Origin of the sequence: Burkholderia sp. TSV86, from assembly GCF_001522865.1 — a bacterium.
Lineage (GTDB): Bacteria > Pseudomonadota > Gammaproteobacteria > Burkholderiales > Burkholderiaceae > Burkholderia.
Genome location: NZ_LOWB01000115.1, coordinates 103,383 through 119,409, shown reverse-complemented (window position 1 = coordinate 119,409; position 16,027 = coordinate 103,383). Strand labels below are relative to the sequence as shown.

16 protein-coding genes and 1 pseudogene are annotated in these 16,027 nt (G+C 66.2%); 13 read left to right on the top strand and 4 right to left on the bottom strand.

Going from position 1 to position 16,027, the window contains the following annotated elements; translation table 11 throughout:
- A pseudogene (locus WS68_RS29075) lies at window positions 1-156 on the bottom strand (UTP--glucose-1-phosphate uridylyltransferase GalU); the annotation flags it as partial.
- 635 nt (window positions 157-791) lie between these two features.
- On the opposite strand from WS68_RS29075, the gene WS68_RS21585 reads away from it, so the two are divergent.
- Window positions 792-2,021, top strand: coding sequence for a diaminopropionate ammonia-lyase (locus WS68_RS21585; RefSeq protein ID WP_059572692.1), 1,230 nt, complete (start codon window positions 792-794; stop codon window positions 2,019-2,021).
- Window positions 2,022-2,625: 604 nt separating this feature from the next.
- Here WS68_RS21585 and WS68_RS21580 read toward each other — a convergent pair.
- Complete coding sequence (locus WS68_RS21580) at window positions 2,626-3,783, bottom strand: DUF4382 domain-containing protein (protein ID WP_059572678.1); 1,158 nt, start codon at window positions 3,781-3,783, stop codon at window positions 2,626-2,628.
- Between the two features lie 463 nt (window positions 3,784-4,246).
- On the opposite strand from WS68_RS21580, the gene WS68_RS21575 reads away from it, so the two are divergent.
- From WS68_RS21575 to WS68_RS21550, 4 genes are all read left to right on the top strand, one after another.
- Window positions 4,247-4,561: a Dabb family protein gene (locus WS68_RS21575; protein WP_059572677.1), complete on the top strand. Its 315-nt coding sequence runs from the start codon at window positions 4,247-4,249 to the stop codon at window positions 4,559-4,561.
- Window positions 4,558-5,043 carry a PaaI family thioesterase gene (locus WS68_RS21570; RefSeq protein WP_059572676.1) on the top strand — a complete coding sequence of 162 codons (486 nt, stop codon included), beginning with the start codon at window positions 4,558-4,560 and terminating at the stop codon, window positions 5,041-5,043. The genes WS68_RS21575 and WS68_RS21570 overlap by 4 nt, the downstream gene beginning before the upstream one ends.
- Before the next feature lie 313 nt (window positions 5,044-5,356).
- Window positions 5,357-6,316: an alpha/beta hydrolase gene (locus tag WS68_RS21560; protein ID WP_059572674.1), complete on the top strand. Its 960-nt coding sequence runs from the start codon at window positions 5,357-5,359 to the stop codon at window positions 6,314-6,316.
- Window positions 6,317-6,614: 298 nt separating this feature from the next.
- Window positions 6,615-7,055 (top strand): GNAT family N-acetyltransferase, encoded by a 441-nt coding sequence (locus WS68_RS21550; protein ID WP_059572672.1) that lies wholly within the window; start codon window positions 6,615-6,617, stop codon window positions 7,053-7,055.
- A 311-nt stretch (window positions 7,056-7,366) separates the two neighbouring features.
- Here the strand turns inward: WS68_RS21550 and WS68_RS21545 are convergent, their stop codons facing one another.
- Both WS68_RS21545 and ygfZ read right to left on the bottom strand, forming a co-directional pair.
- Entirely contained in the window at window positions 7,367-8,236 is an 870-nt protein-coding gene (locus WS68_RS21545; RefSeq protein WP_059572671.1) for an NRDE family protein, read from the bottom strand.
- Between the two features lie 97 nt (window positions 8,237-8,333).
- On the bottom strand, window positions 8,334-9,359 hold the full coding sequence (ygfZ, locus tag WS68_RS21540; RefSeq protein WP_059572670.1) for a CAF17-like 4Fe-4S cluster assembly/insertion protein YgfZ: 1,026 nt from the start codon (window positions 9,357-9,359) through the stop codon (window positions 8,334-8,336).
- 89 nt (window positions 9,360-9,448) lie between these two features.
- On the opposite strand from ygfZ, the gene mltG reads away from it, so the two are divergent.
- The 8 genes from mltG to WS68_RS21500 all read left to right on the top strand — a co-directional run bounded on the left by mltG (window position 9,449) and on the right by WS68_RS21500 (window position 16,019).
- Complete coding sequence (mltG, locus tag WS68_RS21535; protein WP_059572669.1) at window positions 9,449-10,468, top strand: endolytic transglycosylase MltG; 1,020 nt, start codon at window positions 9,449-9,451, stop codon at window positions 10,466-10,468.
- On the top strand, window positions 10,468-11,088 hold the full coding sequence (tmk, locus tag WS68_RS21530) for a dTMP kinase (RefSeq protein WP_059572668.1): 621 nt from the start codon (window positions 10,468-10,470) through the stop codon (window positions 11,086-11,088). Before mltG ends, tmk begins: the two co-directional genes overlap by 1 nt.
- Window positions 11,089-11,110: 22 nt before the next feature.
- Entirely contained in the window at window positions 11,111-12,145 is a 1,035-nt protein-coding gene (locus WS68_RS21525) for a DNA polymerase III subunit delta' (RefSeq protein ID WP_059572667.1), read from the top strand.
- Window positions 12,146-12,195: 50 nt separating this feature from the next.
- Entirely contained in the window at window positions 12,196-12,705 is a 510-nt protein-coding gene (locus WS68_RS21520) for a GNAT family N-acetyltransferase (RefSeq protein WP_059572666.1), read from the top strand.
- Window positions 12,706-12,760: 55 nt separating this feature from the next.
- Window positions 12,761-13,570: a TatD family hydrolase gene (locus WS68_RS21515; RefSeq protein WP_059572691.1), complete on the top strand. Its 810-nt coding sequence runs from the start codon at window positions 12,761-12,763 to the stop codon at window positions 13,568-13,570.
- A gap of 12 nt (window positions 13,571-13,582) precedes the next feature.
- On the top strand, window positions 13,583-14,305 hold the full coding sequence (locus WS68_RS21510; RefSeq protein ID WP_059572665.1) for an ankyrin repeat domain-containing protein: 723 nt from the start codon (window positions 13,583-13,585) through the stop codon (window positions 14,303-14,305).
- Between the two features lie 73 nt (window positions 14,306-14,378).
- A complete protein-coding gene (locus WS68_RS21505; protein ID WP_059572664.1) occupies window positions 14,379-14,741 on the top strand; it encodes a Rap1a/Tai family immunity protein in 363 nt (120 codons plus the stop codon).
- An 81-nt stretch (window positions 14,742-14,822) separates the two neighbouring features.
- Window positions 14,823-16,019, top strand: a complete 1,197-nt coding sequence (locus tag WS68_RS21500; RefSeq protein WP_059572690.1) for a mechanosensitive ion channel family protein — start codon at window positions 14,823-14,825, stop codon at window positions 16,017-16,019.
- Window positions 16,020-16,027: the final 8 nt, after the last annotated feature.

The following is a 16,027-nucleotide window of genomic DNA, read 5'->3' as shown; positions in this document are numbered from 1 at the left end:
CATTTCCTTCGGGCTCGCCTTGGTGGCGGGCAGGAATCGCGTGCCCAGACCCGCGACCGGGAAGACCGCCTTAGTGATTTTGAGCATGATGAACGAAGCGTAAGTGCGATTGGATGGGAGGGCGGAAGCCCGCGTGCATCGTGCGTGCCGCGGCACGCGAGCCGACGCGGTGAGTTCGCCACGTCGTCAATCCTACGTGGGTTGGCGGCGGTTTTCCCGAAGAAATCTTGTCCTAATCGGACAGATACGCGCTGGCGGGCAGCGATTTGATCGATATCAATCCGCCGGTGTGTGCCGGGCGGGATGGCCGCTTGCTTCGGATAACCGAATATCGGGCGTGCCGCGGCGCGCGCGGGGCGCCGTCACGGGCCGAGATCGGCCGGCGCGTGCGGCTCAATCTCGGTGCGGTTCATGGCAGTCGGCGTCTTGAAGCTGCTGACGTTGCGGTTCGAAAAAGGAATCGAGGCGTGAGTTCGTTGTACTGATCCAAATCCTTCACTGTCGGCATCAGTCAGAAGTCCCTCTTAGTTTCACTCGCCGGCGACATGGCGGCACGGACGAACCGGCGGGCATCGCCCGGCGGCGCGTTTCGTCTCGTCGAGCCGATCGATCTGCGTGCGCGCGGCTTCGAGCGGCGTGAGGCTCACCCGGTTGCTGCCGGCCTGCGCCCGAGCGACGAGCGCGCCGCAATGTTATCTTGGCCGGCGGGAGCCGGACGCAAGCGATCCATACCAACGCATTCGATTCGCGGCCCAGTGCCGGGCCGCGCAACAGGAAGGAGCCGTTTCGACATGTTGTTTGCCAACCCCCAGTCTTCCCGCATCGCGTACCCGGAGGAATTGCGGCGCCTCCTCAATATCGAGTCGGCGCACGAATGCGGCGCCTGGCTATCGCACTGGGATCAGATCAGCCGCGGCGCCACGCCGTTGCGGGATTTGCCGGATGCCGCGGCGAGGCTGGGCATCGCGCGGCTGAGCGTCAAGGATGAATCGCAGCGCTCGCCGCTTGCGAGCTTCAAGGCGCTAGGCGCGCCGATCGCGCTGATGCGTGTCATCATGCGCGAGCCGCAAGCGCGCGACATCGAGCCGCACGCGCTGATCATGGGGCGGTATGCGCCAAGGCTCGCGAATCTGACCGTCATCTGCGCGACCGACGGAAATCATGGGCGATCGTTGGCCGCGGCGGCGCAAGCAATCGGCTGCCAATGCGTGATCGTGCTTCATGCAAATGTCGATATCGAGCGCGAACGGGCCATCGCGGGTTATGGCGCGAGGATCGTCCGAATCGACGGCAATTACGACGAATCCGTCGAGCACGCCGCGCGGCTTGCCGCGATGAACGGCTGGCAAGTTATCTCGGACACTTCGTATGAAGGCTACGAGATCATTGCGCGCGACGTGATGCAAGGCTATGGCGTGATCGCAGCCGAAATTCTCGGGCAACTGCACGGCGAGCCGGACCGGCCGGTTTTTACGCATGTGTTTCTGCAAGGCGGGGTGGGCGGTCTGGCGGCCGGCGTTGCGAGCTATCTGTGGGAGCACTATGGGGCCGCGCGGCCGAATTGCATCGTGGTCGAGCCGCGGCAGGCCGATTGCCTTTATCAGAGCGCGCTCGCGGGGCATGCCGCGAAGGCGTCGGGCTCGATCGATTCGATCATGGCCGGTCTTGCGTGCGGCGCGGCATCGCCGCTGGCATGGCGGGTTCTCGAGCGATGCATCGACTATTTCATGACGATCGACGATGACGACGCGATTGCGGCAATGCGCTCGCTGGCGGCGGGCTCGGCGCGCGATGTGCCGCTCGTGGCGGGCGAATCGGGTGCGGCGGGATACGCGGGCGTTGCGACGCTGATGCGGGACGGCGAACTGGCGCGTGCGGCCGGGTTGGGAGTGCATTCGCACGTGCTGGTCATCAACACGGAAGGGGCGAGCGCACCTGGCGTATACCGGCGGCTCGTCGGTGAATCCGCCGAGGCGGTCGTCGCGCGCCAGCGCGCATGGATGCGGCGCGCTCCCCGCTGAGACGGCGCGCCGATCACGCGCGACGAGGTGCGCACGGCGGAACGCTTGCGGCAGGGCCAGCGCAGACGTCGGCGCTGCCCGTTCCATCGGCATCCCGAAGTCGGCATCGAAGCAGGCAGGATCTCGAACGATGCCGCGACGATCTCGAAGGCCATTGCCGAGAGCCCTTGGCGTCGGTTGTCACATAGCTTTCCAGTTGGCTCCTATCGTATAAGGCGCAGGTGCTGCGGCATCATTGGAGTGACGTGCGCCGGCAGGTGGGGTGCGTATGTAACCGGAAAAGCTGCGGCGGCTTTTCGCCGCTTACCAATGGGGCGGTGCCTGGCTGCTGATGCGAGGAATGAAAAAAGCCCGCTGTACGCGGGCCTTGTGCCATCAGCAATTGCCTTTCTTTGCCTGCCCGGGCGGACAGAACCCGTTCCCCGGGCCTCCCTGCGGTGCGACGACGACCGGTGCGCCCGGAACGTATGCTACGCACCCGCTGAGCGCGCCGACCACGCTCGCCGCGGCGAGCCATGCGATAACCCCTTTCTTCACTTCATTCTCCTGTTTTCCGTTGTTGAGGAAGCGGCCGTTTGGCCCATTCGATGATGCCGCCGACACGTCAGAAACTGAAATTGACGTTCGGCTGGTTGGTCGTTGCCTTGACGCTCGTCGATTGCGTTGCTCCCGACGCTGCGTCCGCCTCGACCGTATATTGTGCCGCGGCGGCCGGCGAAGCAGCCAGCGCGACAGGCAGCGAGCCAGAGTAAGTGCCGACGATCGGTGCGGCCGTGGGCAGGTTGAGCGCATATGCGCCCGTTTCCATATTCGCGTTGATCGACGTGATTTCGTAAGCATTTGCATCGACGCTCTGAAGAGCACGCACGAACGCGTTGGCGCTTGCGGTCACCGTGCCGCTGACCGTGCTCATCGTCGATGCCGGCAGCGTAATCGGCGCGGCCGACGCCGAAACCGCGGTGGTCGCGTTCACGACGACCGGAACCGAGCGCACGATGCCCGTTGCGAAATTGTTCTGTACGATCACGACATCGTAGTTACCTTGTGTCGAACTCTGGATCAGCGGCGACAGCACGAACTTCCCGGTGCTGTCGGCGACCGTGCCCTTGACCACTTTGCCGCCTTGTTCCGCATACACGGTCGCGCCCGCTTCGGCCGTTGCGACATAGCCGGAGATCGCGCCGCTCACGACGGTTGGGGTCGCGGTGACGACCGGCTTCAGCGCATACGTTCCATTGCCGCGCTGAACGATCGACTTGCACACGTTGAAGTCGAGCACGAGATCGGCGAGCGTGTTCGGTTGCACCGTGAACGGTTGGATGATCTTGTAACCGCTTTGCGTCGCGCTTGGCGTCGCAAGCGCCTGTTCGGTACCGCCCGTCGGGACGACCGAGTTTGCCAGGTTGTTGCCCTGGTTCGGCGCGAGAACGAGGCGGACCTGCTGATATTGGCCGGCCGGCAGTGCGGTCTGGCCGATATCGGCGAGCACGCCGTTGGTCAACGATAGCAGATCGATCTTTTGTGGCGTTGCCAGAGCGATCGTCGACCAACCGGCATCGTTATCGGAAGCGTTCGCGTTCGCATTGACTCGAACCTGCGAGACGCTTACATAGACGTGATCGAATCCGCATGAAGGCGTGTCGGTTATCGCGACGTGCAGCGTGCCGGTTTGCACGCTGTCGCCGTCATTGCCGCCACCGCAACCAGCGAGGACGAACGGTACGAATGCGGCGCAAAGGGCGCTCTTGGTAATGTTATTCATATGTCATCCCGTGTGTGCGTTATTGCGGATGACGAAAGAATAGCGGTACTTCGGATTACTTTTTCGGTATCTTTGAAACGAACGGTAACATTTCGTTTAAGGGGTAATCTTTACCGAGATTGATGCCGATCAGGCACAAATCGGGCACGTGGAGAGCGCAATTAGTTCGTAAGCCGTGATGCGCGCATCGCGGACGGACCGACACAGAGGCGGGTGCGCGGTGTCGGATTTGGTAGGCTTGTTGCTTGCCTTCGCTTGCCGGATCTTGGCGTCAGTAAGCCGCATGGTGAAAAAGCGCGTATCGTCGTTGGACGTTTTAAATGACATTCGCTTTGATACCCGCTTTTTTCCCGGCCGGGTGTGATTTGCGGCGAACGCGGGCGAACGGTGAAAGAGCGGGAAATGCCCGATGGGTAAAGGTTTCAGGCAAATCGCCGAACCAACACGAACTGGAGCGAACGAAGTGATCAGACACATCGTGATGTGGAAGTTGAAGGAAACGGCCGAAGGCGCGACGCGTGCGCAAAACGCGCTGAAGCTCAAGGACAAGCTCGAAGCTTGCCGAGGCATCGTGCCGGGCTTGCTGCATCTCGAGGTCGGCTTGGCGACGCCGGGCCTAGAGGCGACCTACGACGTCGTGCTCGTGTCCGATTTCGCCGACAAGGCGGCGCTCGACGCATACCAGGTGCATCCGGTGCACGAGGATGTGAAGAAATTCGTCGGCGCGGTAAGGCAGAGCCGCGAATGCATCGATTATCTCGTTGACAACGCACGATGAGTGCCGCTGCTTCGTCCGCGTCCGGCCGCGAGCCGGCAATCGAAAGTCCGTTCGTCGATTCGCTCGGCGTGCAGCTCGTCTTCGCAAAAGATGGCGCGAGTGAAATCGCGCTGCCGCTCGCCGACCAGCATATGAATACCTGGAGCATCGCGCACGGCGGCGTGACGATGGCGCTTGCCGACGTTGCGCTCGCGATGGCCGCACGCAGCTTGACGGACGATGGCGTCGGCGTCGTCACGGTGGAGATGAAGGTGAACTTCATGCAGCCGGGGCGCGGCGAATTGCGCGCGTATGGCCGCGTGCTGCATCGTTCGACGACGATGGCGTATTGCGAAGGCGAGGTGCGCGACAGCACGGGCAACTTCGTTGCGAAAGCGCTCGGCACGTTCAAGTATATGAAGCGGCTCGCGGTCGGCCGCGACATCGCGCGGATGCGCACGCGCACCGATCCGGGCGCGCAGCCCGGTCCGAGCGATGCGTGACCGGCCGCACGCGGGTGAAAGTGCAGGGGGCTCGTGCGGCGTGATTGGATGTTGAGCCGCTCAGGCGCTGCTCACGCGCCGCGTGACAGGCGCTGTGGTGTCCGATGCGCGCTGCCGATGCGCGCCCGGATTACCCACTCTTCGCGTTCGGCGCGACGATGCGCACCGGCCGCGGTACTCGCCCTGTTGCAACCTGGCAATACCCGGATAGCGCGACGCGGGCGGCAAGCCTTCGAGCGCATGCCGCGCCGTGGCATCATACGCCGTTTGTTCCTCGCTTCGCGGCGGCGCGCTCGCGCCGTCCGTTCTCAAGATGCCGTTGAATCCGAAGATCGCGCAGGTGCTCGAGATGATCGAGCGCGCGAAACGTCCCGAGTACCATCAACAGACGCCGGCGCAAGCGCGCATCGCGTATGAAAAAAGCGCGCCGATCCTCGATATCGCTCCCGCGCCGATGTTTTCGGTCGAGGATTTGCGCGTGCCGTCCCGCGACGGCGCGTCGTTCGGCGCGCGGCTTTATCTGCCCGTCGAGCCGAGCCTTGCCGAGCCGTTGCCGGCGCTGATTTACTATCACGGCGGCGGCTTCACCGTCGGCAGCGTGAACACGCACGATTCGCTCGCCCGGATGTTCGCACGCGACGCGCGGTGTGCGGTGCTGTCGGTCGACTACCGGCTCGCGCCCGAACACAAGTTCCCGACCGCTGTCCACGACGCGCAAGACGCGCTCGCATGGCTGCATGCGCGCGCGGCGAGTTTCGCGATCGATCCGGCGCGGCTCGCCGTCGGCGGCGACAGCGCGGGCGGCACGCTCGCGACGGTATGCGCGGTGCATGCGCGCGACCTCGGCATCGCGCTGGCGCTGCAACTGCTGATCTATCCCGGCGTGACCGCGCATCAGCAGAGCGCGTCGCACGCGCGGCTCGCGAACGGTTACCTGCTATCGGCGGGCACGATCCAGTGGTTTTTCTCGAATTACGTGCGCGATGCGTCCGATCGCGACGATTGGCGCTTCGCGCCGCTCGACGGCAGGCGCGGCGAGCCGTCGTTCGAGCGTGTCGCGCCGGCCTGGATCGCGACTGCGGAGTATGATCCGCTGTCCGACGAAGGCTATGCTTATGCGGACAAGCTGCGCGAGGCAGGCAACGACGTCACGCTGGTCTTGTATAAGGGCATGATCCACGAATTTTTCAAGATGGGCGGTTTCGTGCCGGAAGTGCGCGGCGCGCATGCGGATGCCGTCGCGGCGCTGCAAACAGCCTTTGAGCGCGGTTGACGCGAGCGCGGGCCTGACGGACGGGCAGCATCCGCGCGGGGCGGGCGGTCGCTTGCTCGGGGGCTCGGAAACGACTGCTGAGCGGCGCAATTCGATCGGCGGATACATCGCGATTCGGTGGCCTGGCGCATCAACGTCCAGCGTCTTCATCTGACGCTTTTATATTTCGGACGCGTGAACGCCATCGTGCATCAGGCCGGATGCCGGCCGCGTCCGCCGTCGCGTGCATTTATCCGGCCAAGAAGCAAACGCGCGCCGTGTACGCGGGGTGCGACACCGGCAATGGACGAGGGCGCAGATGGGCAACATCGAGGTCGAAACTGGCGATTGGGCGCGACTGGGCAGCGATGCGGCGCGAATTCGCGATGCGGTGTTCGTGCGCGAGCAGCGGATTCCCGCCGAACTTAATCTCGACGACGACGATCCGCTCGCGCGCCATGCGATCGCCTATCTCGTTCAGCGCCGCGGTGGCGCGCGGCGCGCGGTCGCGACTGGCCGCCTGCTGTCGACGGGCGCGATCGGCCGGGTGTCGGTGCTGGCCGACGCACGCCGGCGCGGCGTCGGCACCCGTGTTCTCGACGCACTGCTCGCCGAAGCGCGCTCGGGCGGCATGGCGCTCGTTTGGCTGTATGCGCAGCAGCGCGTGGCCGCGTTTTATTTGCGGCTCGGCTTCAGGGTGGTCGGTGAGCCGTTCGTCGAGGCCGGCGTTGCGCATATCGAAATGGCGCGCGAACTCTGAGTGCGCGCTGTCGACCGTGCCGCCGCCATGCGGCGGAGGCTGAAGCGGGGAATGACGGAAATATTGCAGTCGAAAACTGCCGCGGGCGTCGTCCCATGAATCAGACGAATCGGCGGTGACATGCCGTGCCGGATCGGCGTGGATTCAGGCCGCTACGGTGCCCGCTCGTTGGCATCGTCCTTTGCATGCTCAAGTTTCGGGGCATGCCGGATCCGATTTCAACGATTCAATGGATTGGGCGGGCGCATTGCGGCCGTCGGGCCGTCGTTTTGGCGCCGGCGCACCGCGCTCGCGGCGGGCATACGCCGCGCCTAGCGCCGCGCCGCGCCGCCGCTTGCGTCGACATCGAACGCGAAGGCCCGCTCGAATGCGCCCGGCCGCACGATTCGGTGCGAGCCGTCGTCGTCGTTGCGTTCCTTGGCGTCGATTCTCAGCCTTCCTTCGATGTCGCGCACCACGCGCAGCGCCGTCGTGCCGCGCGTGCCGTATTCGGGTGTCTCGATAAACGCGGCGGACAGCGCGCGCTCGCGCTCGAACGGAATGCCGGTGCGCGGCAACGCATCGTCGGCGGCCTGGCGCGTGTCGCGCATCATCTCGATCAGCGCATCGAGAGGCGTCGCCGCATCGCGAGTGAGCAGGGCGCCGAGTTCGCTGCGCTTCGTGACGAGCTTCGGCCACGGCGTGTCGAGCCGCGCGTTCGACAGCCCGTGCATACCCGGCCCGATGAGCGCGGGCGCGTCGAGCGCGGGCGGCCCGCTCGCGGACTGGGCGCCCGCCGACCGGTTGCAGAACCATGCGAGCTGGCCGCGCGCGCAGTCACCGACGAGCAGCGTGAAGCCGTTGTAGAACATCGCCCGTTCGGCGACGTGCGCGAGATAGTCGAGCGGCGCGATGTTCGGGCCGCCGAGAAATTCCGATACCAGCTTGCCGCGCGTCGGCGCGCCGGCGCGGATGTCGAACGGCGCGCGGTAATTGGTGATGGCGGCGAAGCGGCCGTCGCGCGCAATCCCGAGCCAGGTGCCGCCGCCTTCGAGATCGCGGCCCGCGAGCACGCCGGGCGCGTCGCTCCACCAGGACAGCGGCGCACTCGTGCGTCGGTAGAATTCGTCGCGGTTCGCGGCGAGCGTCAGCACCGGGCCTTGGGTGGCCTCGGGCTGCCAATCGAATACGATCAGGCACATCGGGCGATATCCTCGCTGAGTGAGCGTCCTCGGTAAGCGTCGTTGCGTGCCGGGGCGGCGCGTCTCGTATCGTTATTCCGTTTGACCGCGCGGGCCGTCAAACCTCCGTCGGCAGCGCGTAGGGCAGTGGCCGGAACGCGAGCGCCGGGCCATGCGCCGACGCCAGATGGACCGATCCGCTGTCGAGCGCGGCGAGCTTGATCTCGACGAGCGCGTCGACGCCGCCTTCGGGCGCCGCCGCCGCGTTGACGATCATCCCGCACGGCTGCCCAGGGTCGTCCGAATGATAAAGCTCGACGCCCGCGCGTACCGCATCGGGTTCGCCCGCGACGTGCGCGAGCGCGGCGCGGCGCTTGATCGTGCCGCGATACTGGCTGCGCGCGACGATTTCCTGCCCCGGATAGCAACCTTTGCGGAAATTGACGCCGCCGATCACGTCGAAATTGACCATTTGGGGCACGAACTGCTCGACGACGGGCTGCGTGATGCGCGCTTCGCCCGCGCGCACGTCGAGCCAGTCCCAAACGGCGGACGGCACGCGGCGCAGGCTGCCGGCGAGCGCGGCCACGCGCGCGTCGACGTCCGCGCGCGCGCCGATCCACAGGTAGCGCGCGCGGCCGGCGGCGTCGGGCAGCCGGATCAGCGCGCCGGCCGGCGCGTCGACCTTCGTATGGACGCCGTCGGGCAGTGCGTCGAACACGCCCGACAGCGCGGTGCGCACGTCGCCGGCGAAGCCGACCGCGACGAGTGTGCCGCCGGCGTCGGCGAGCTTGGCCTTCGCGCGCAGCACGAACATCGACAGGCGCTTTTGCACGGCGGGCTGCACGTCCTTCGACACCAGCAGGCGCACGTCGTGGCCGGCACGCCACGCGAGAAACGACGCGAGCAGGCGCCCCTTCGGCGAGCAGTAGCCGGCGAGCCGCGCGGTGCTGGCGTCGAGGTGCTCGATGTCGTTCGTCAACTGGCCGTGCAGGAACGTTGCGGCGTCGGCTCCCGACACGTCGACGATGCCGAATTGTTCGAGCACCGAGAACGCGCCGCGCTCGAGCACGGCGGCGAAATCGTCGGCAGATGGGCGCGGCGGCAGCGGCGCGTCGGCCGTAGAGGCGATCGGTGTGCTCATTGGAATGGGACAGCAGTCAAAACAGTCAATCCTGACTTTGGATGAGACAAGCAAGTTATTATATGAAGTCTATCTGATTCACGTTCCGCATGTCCGTTCTGAAGAAGTGCGCCGCGTTCGCGGTGCTGGCCGTTGTTTTGCTGGGCGCCGCGTGCGCGGGCGGCGCTTATTGGTGGGTCACCCGGCCCGTGGCGCTGGCCGGTCCCGTCGTCGACGTCACCATCATGCCGCGCAGCAGCGTGAGGAGCGTCGCACAGCAGCTTGCACGCGGCGGCGTTCCGATCGAGCCGAAGTGGTTCGTCGCGTTGACCCGCGTGCTGGGGGTGTCGGGCCAGCTCAAGTCGGGCAATTACGAATTCAAGGCGGGCGTGACGCCTTACCAGGTGGTGCGCAAGGTGTCGCGCAGCGATCCTGGCGAATCCGCCGCCGCGGTGATCGAAGGCTGGACCTTCAAGCGCATGCGCGCGGAACTCGACGCGAACCCGGCGCTGCTGCACGCGAGCGCGGGGATGACCGATGCGCAACTGCTGCGCGCGATCGGCGCATCCGACGACGAAATCGCGCGCGGCAGCGGCGAAGGGCTATTCTTTCCCGACACTTATTTATTCGATCATGGTGCGCGCGATCTGGACGTCTATCGCCGCGCGTACCGTTTGATGCAGGCGCGCCTGGCCGAAACGTGGGCGGCGCGCGCGAACGGCCTGCCGTTCGGCACACCTTACGAAGCGCTGACAATCGCGTCACTGGTCGAAAAGGAAACCGGGCACGCGGCCGACCGCGCGCTGATCGCCGCGGTGCTTGCGAACCGGCTACGGCGCGGCATGCCGTTGCAGACCGACCCGTCGGTGATCTACGGGCTCGGCGACGCGTATTCGGGGCGGCTGTTCAAACGCGATCTGCAAACCGACACTCCGTACAATACCTATACGCGCCGCGGGCTGCCGCCGACGCCGATCGCGCTACCCGGCGAGGCGGCGCTGCGGGCCGCGGTCAATCCCGCCGTGACGTCGGCGCTCTATTTCGTGGCGAAGGGCGACGGCACCAGCGTGTTTTCCGACACGCTGGGGGATCACAACAAGGCCGTAGACAAATACATCAGAGGTCAGTAATGGCGCGTGGCAAATTCATCACGTTCGAAGGCATCGATGGAGCGGGCAAGACGACGCATCTGCAATGGTTTTGCGAACGGCTCGGCGAAAAACTCGCCGCAAGCGGCCGGCAAGTCGTCGTCACGCGCGAGCCGGGCGGCACGCAGCTTGGCGAAACGTTGCGCGAGATACTGCTCAAGCAGCCGATGGACATCGAAACCGAGGCGCTTCTGATGTTTGCCGGCCGGCGCGAGCACCTTGCGCTCGTGATCGAGCCCGCGCTTGCGCAGGGCAACTGGGTCGTCTCCGACCGCTTCACCGATGCGACGTTCGCCTACCAGGGCGGCGGCCGCGGGCTGCCGCGCGACAAGCTCGAGGCGCTCGAGCGCTGGGTGCAGGGCGGCTTCCAGCCGGATCTGACCGTGTTGTTCGATTTGCCGCCGCAGGTGGCGAGCGCGCGGCGGGGAGCGGCGCGCGCGCCGGACAAGTTCGAAAGCGAATCCGATGCGTTCTTCGCGCGCACCCGCGCCGAGTATCTGCGCCGCGCGCAGGAAGCGCCGCACCGCTTTGCGATCGTCGATTCGAGCGAATCGGTTGCGCAGATCCGCAAGAAGCTCGAAGGCGTGCTCGCCGCGCTGTAACGAACGGACAACGCAAACCATCATGATCTATCCGTGGCAGACCGACGACTGGAACCGCTTGCAGACATTGCGCGCGCATTGGCCGCACGCGCTATTGCTGCATGGTCAGGCCGGCATCGGCAAGCTCGCGTTCGCGCGGCATCTGGCCAAGGGGCTGCTGTGCGAGACCCCGCGCGAGAACGGCGAGCCGTGCGGCGCATGCGCCGCGTGCACGTGGTTCGAGCAGGGCAATCATCCCGATTATCGGATCGTCGTGCCCGAAGCGCTGGCGGGCGAGGCGGGCGTGGCGGGTGCCGCCGACGAGCCGAAGGCCGCCGACGCCGATGACGGCGGCAAGAAAACCAAGACGCCGAGCAAGGAAATCAAGATCGAGCAGGTGCGCGCGCTGGTCGATTTCTGCGCCATTGCGTCACATCGCGGCGGCGCGCGGATCGTCGTATTGTATCCGGCCGAAGCGCTCAACGTCGCGGCGGCGAACGCATTGTTGAAAACGCTCGAGGAACCGCCCGCGGGCGTCGTGTTCGTGCTCGTGTCGGCGCGCATCGACCGGCTGCTGCCGACGATCGTGAGCCGCTGCCGCCAATGGCCGATGACGATGCCCGCGCCACAGGCGGCGGTTGCCTGGCTCGCCGCGCAGCGCGTGGCCGATGCGCCCGCGCTTGTCGCCGAGGCGGGCGGCGCGCCGCTCGCGGCGCTCGCGCTCGCGAGCGACGAGAACCGGCCGCTGCGCGACTGGACGCTAGCGCAGCTCGCGGCCGGCGCCGCGTGCGATCCGTTCGCATGCGGCGAGACGCTGCAGAAGCTGCCGGTGCCCGTGGTGCTCGGCTGGCTGCAACGGTGGCTGTACGATCTGCTGGCCGAGCGCATGGCGGGCGCGCCGCGTTACTTTCCCGCGCAGCGCACGGCGCTCGCACGTTGCGCGCAGAGGCTCGATGCGGGCGCGTTCGCGCGCTTCATGAAGACGGTCACGCGGCAGCGGGCGGCCGAGAACCATCCGCTCAACGCGCGGCTGGTGTTCGAGGAACTCTTTCTCGGCTATCGCGAGCTGTTTGCGTAGTGCGCGGCTTCCCATCGTTCCGTTCATCGCTTTGCCCACCATCCCCCGCCATGAGCCAGCTTGCATACCGCGACGCGACCCTGGACGATCTGCCCGCGATCGTCGCCATCTACAATTCGACGGTTGCGTCGCGCCAGGTGACGGCCGACACCGAGCCGGTGAGCGTCGACAGCCGGCGCCCGTGGTTCGACGCGCATCAGCCGCACACGCGGCCGCTGTGGGTCGTCGAGGAGGCGGGGCGGATCGTCGCGTGGCTGAGTTTTTCCGATTTCTATGGCCGGCCGGCGTATGGCCACACGGCGGAGATCAGCATCTATCTGGATGAGTCCGCGCGCGGCAAGGGGCTCGGCAGCCGGTTGCTCGACGCGGCGCTGGCGCGCGCGCCGGCACTCGGCGTGCATACCGCGCTGGGCTTCATCTTCGGTCACAACGCGCCGAGCCTCGGGCTCTTCGCGCGCCACGGCTTTACGACCTGGGCAACGCTGCCGCGCGTCGCGGTGCTCGACGGCGTCGAGCGCGATCTCTTGATCGTCGGCAAGCGGCTCGTCGGCGACGCATAGTGCGCCGCGCTGTCCGCACGTTTCGCGCCGTATGCGTGGTAGCAAGGAATACATCATGTTTGTCGATTCTCACTGTCATATCAATTTCGAAGGGCTGGCCGAGAGGCTGCCGCAGGTGCTCGCGAACATGCGCGAGCATGGCGTCACGCATGCGCTATGCGTGTCGGTCGATCTCGAGACGCTGCCGTCGGTGCTCGCGATCGCGCGTGATCACGACAACATCTTCGCGTCGGTGGGCGTGCATCCGGATCACGAGCATGCGCGGGAGCCGACGCTTGCCGAGCTGGTCGAACTGGCCGCGCATCCGAAAGTGGTCGCGATCGGCGAGACAGGGCTCGACTACTATCGCCTCGACGGGCGCTCGATCGCCGACATGGAATGGCAGCGCGAGCGCTTTCGCACGCATATCCGCGCCGCGCACGCGACCGACAAGCCGCTGATCGTCCATACTCGCGCCGCCGCCGCCGACACGCTGCGCATCATGGCCGAGGAGCGCGCGAGCGTGCCGGGCGGCGTGATGCATTGCTTCACGGAGCCGTGGCCTATTGCCGAGCAGGCGCTTGCACAGAACTTCCATATCTCGCTGTCGGGGATCGTCACGTTCAAGAGCGCGGCCGACGTGCAGGACGTCGCGCGGCGCGTGCCGCTCGAGCGCTTGCTGATCGAAACGGATTCCCCGTATCTCGCGCCCGTGCCGTATCGGGGAAAGCCGAATGAACCTGCGCACGTCAGCCATGTCGGACGCTTTATCGCGGCGCAACGCGGGATGACCGACGAAGCGCTGGCCGCCGCGACATCGAGCAATTTTTTCCGGCTGTTCAAGATCGTCCAAACGGGCGGCGCCAGCCTAGTCAACCAGGGGTAGGAGTTGAAAAAAATGAAGTCGATCAAGTACTTGCCGAATAAGCGCGGGTTCGGCGCCGGATGCCGCGCGCTGCTGGTCGCGGGCGGGCTCGGCGTGCTCGCCGCGGCGGGCGCGCATGCGGAATCGCTCGACGGGATCGTGAAGGCGGTCAAGTTCGACGACATCAAGGACATCGCCAAGCAGCTCAAGAACGGCCTCGATCCGAATACGGTCGCCTCGAACGGAGACCCGCTGCTTGTGATCGCAGCACGTGAAAAATCGGATCAGGTGGCTGCTGCGCTCGCGTCGGCGCCGAACGTCGATCTCGAAAAAGAGGACAAGGCGGGCGAGAACGCGCTGATGCTCGCCGCGCTGAACGGCGATCTGCCGCTCGTGAAGCTGCTGGTCGACAAGGGCGCCGAGGTCAGCAAGAAGGGCTGGTCGCCGCTGCACTACGCGGCGACGAACGGGCATGACGAGGTCGTCAAGTATCTGCTCGAGAAGTCCGCCTACATCGACGCCGCGTCGCCGAACGGCACGACGCCGCTGATGATGGCCGCGCGTGGCAACCACGGCTCGACGGTCACGCTGCTGCTCGATCAGAATGCCGATCCGGCGATCAAGAACCAACTCGGCGTCACCGCGCTCGATTTCGCCAAGCACTACAACGCGCCCGATGCGCTCGCGATCCTGTCGAAGCGCACGACGCGCCTCGGAGACGCGCCGGCGCCCGACGCGCAAAAGGGTGCAAAATAAGTTGCGTCGGCGCGGCCCTGGGCCGCGCCTTTCGTTGTATCGGCGGTTACGCCTTCTGACACGAGGAAGATTCATGTTGCGGGCTATGTTTTGCGCCGCCGCGCTGGCCATGCTTACTGCGCCGTTGACGGCCGCGGCCTTCACGGCGGGCGATCTGGATAAGCTGTGCGCGAAAACCGACGTCAAGTCGCGGGCGTCGTGCGCGGCGTATATCGAAGGCGCGGCCGATGGCGTCTACAACACGATCGACGCGATCGGCGGCACCACGGGGCCGCGCGTCGGCCAATATTTCTGCTTGCCGGCCGACATCAAGGCGCAGCAGATGACGGATGCGGTGCGCAAGTACATCGCGGAAAACCCGAAGCTCGCCGACTACAACGCGAGCACGGCGGTGTCGCTCGGGCTCGGCAAGGCATTTCCCTGCCGAAGTTATTGACCGGTTTGGCGCGGATTGCGGCGCCACGCATTCGTGCGTGTGCCGCCTCCGTGCGTTGCACTCGACGGAGTCACGGCGCGCATGATGACGATCGACGATCTGTGGCGCATCGCCGATGCGCCGCTGCACACCTGGCTCGGCACGCTCGCCGTGTCGGCGCTCGTGCTGCTCGCGGTCACGCTCGTTCATCGGATCGGCGCGCGCGTCGTGGCGCGGATCGCGCGGCCTTATCCATTCATGGGCGTGATCGTGCCATACCTCGATCGGCCGTCGCTCGCCGTGCTGCTGTTTCTCGCGCTCGAATTCCAGTGGTTGCAAATCGCCGATGCGCTGCCGCTCGCGGGCGCATTGCGCACGATCGCGGCGGTCGGCGTGATCATCGCGATCACGTGGCTGCTGATGCGGCTTGCCGCGGCGGTGGGCGAGGCGATCGTGCGCGCGCATCCGATCGACGCGCCCGACAACTTGCAGGCGCGCCGCATCCATACGCAGACGCGCGTGCTCGCGCGCACCGTGATGGTGATGATCGTCGTGATCGGCACCGGCGCCGCGCTGATGACGTTTCCGAACGTGCGGCAGGTCGGCGCGAGCTTGCTCGCGTCGGCGGGCGTCGCGGGGCTCGTTGCCGGTATTGCCGCGCGGCCGGTGCTCGGCAACATGATCGCCGGTTTGCAGATCGCGCTGTCACAGCCGATCAGGCTCGACGATGTCGTCGTGATTCAGGGCGAGTGGGGGCGCATCGAGGAAATCACCGGCACCTACGTATCGGTGCGTCTGTGGGATCAGCGCCGGCTCGTCGTGCCGTTGCAGTGGTTCATCGAGAATCCTTTCCAGAACTGGACGCGCAGCAGCGCCGAGATCATCGGCACGGTATTCCTGTATGTCGACTACCGGCTGCCGCTGGAGCCGCTGCGCGAGGCGTTCGCGCGGATCGTCGCCGATGCGCCCGAGTGGGACGGCCGCGTTCACGTGTTGCAGGTGACCGATGCGACCGAGCGGTCGATGCAGTTGCGCGCGCTCGTCAGCGCGCGCGATTCGTCGCTCGCGTGGGATTTGCGCTGCCGCGTGCGCGAGGGGCTCATCGCGTTCATTCAGCAGCATTATCCGGAGTGTCTGCCGCGCGAGCGCGCGGAATGGTCGACGCCGTCCGATTCCACGGCACGCACGCCTCGGGCGGCTGCCGTGGCGGGCACTGCGGAGCCCGCCGCGAGCACCGCGGCGTTCACGGCGGCCGATCCGACCGCGCCCGAGGCGGGCGGCGCGCGTGCGCCGCATTGAGCAGCGGC

Bases quoted from the DNA above. Each gene is read 5' to 3' on its own strand.
- WS68_RS21585 (WP_059572692.1), top strand. From the start codon at position 792: ATGTTGTTTGCCAACCCCCAGTCTTCCCGCATCGCGTACCCGGAGGAA.
- WS68_RS21580 (WP_059572678.1), bottom strand. From the start codon at position 3,783: ATGAATAACATTACCAAGAGCGCCCTTTGCGCCGCATTCGTACCGTTC.
- WS68_RS21570 (WP_059572676.1), top strand. From the start codon at position 4,558: ATGAGTGCCGCTGCTTCGTCCGCGTCCGGCCGCGAGCCGGCAATCGAA.
- WS68_RS21560 (WP_059572674.1), top strand. From the start codon at position 5,357: ATGCCGTTGAATCCGAAGATCGCGCAGGTGCTCGAGATGATCGAGCGC.
- WS68_RS21550 (WP_059572672.1), top strand. From the start codon at position 6,615: ATGGGCAACATCGAGGTCGAAACTGGCGATTGGGCGCGACTGGGCAGC.
- WS68_RS21545 (WP_059572671.1), bottom strand. From the start codon at position 8,236: ATGTGCCTGATCGTATTCGATTGGCAGCCCGAGGCCACCCAAGGCCCG.
- ygfZ (WP_059572670.1), bottom strand. From the start codon at position 9,359: ATGAGCACACCGATCGCCTCTACGGCCGACGCGCCGCTGCCGCCGCGC.
- mltG (WP_059572669.1), top strand. From the start codon at position 9,449: ATGTCCGTTCTGAAGAAGTGCGCCGCGTTCGCGGTGCTGGCCGTTGTT.
- tmk (WP_059572668.1), top strand. From the start codon at position 10,468: ATGGCGCGTGGCAAATTCATCACGTTCGAAGGCATCGATGGAGCGGGC.
- WS68_RS21525 (WP_059572667.1), top strand. From the start codon at position 11,111: ATGATCTATCCGTGGCAGACCGACGACTGGAACCGCTTGCAGACATTG.
- WS68_RS21520 (WP_059572666.1), top strand. From the start codon at position 12,196: ATGAGCCAGCTTGCATACCGCGACGCGACCCTGGACGATCTGCCCGCG.
- WS68_RS21515 (WP_059572691.1), top strand. From the start codon at position 12,761: ATGTTTGTCGATTCTCACTGTCATATCAATTTCGAAGGGCTGGCCGAG.
- WS68_RS21510 (WP_059572665.1), top strand. From the start codon at position 13,583: ATGAAGTCGATCAAGTACTTGCCGAATAAGCGCGGGTTCGGCGCCGGA.
- WS68_RS21505 (WP_059572664.1), top strand. From the start codon at position 14,379: ATGTTGCGGGCTATGTTTTGCGCCGCCGCGCTGGCCATGCTTACTGCG.
- WS68_RS21500 (WP_059572690.1), top strand. From the start codon at position 14,823: ATGATGACGATCGACGATCTGTGGCGCATCGCCGATGCGCCGCTGCAC.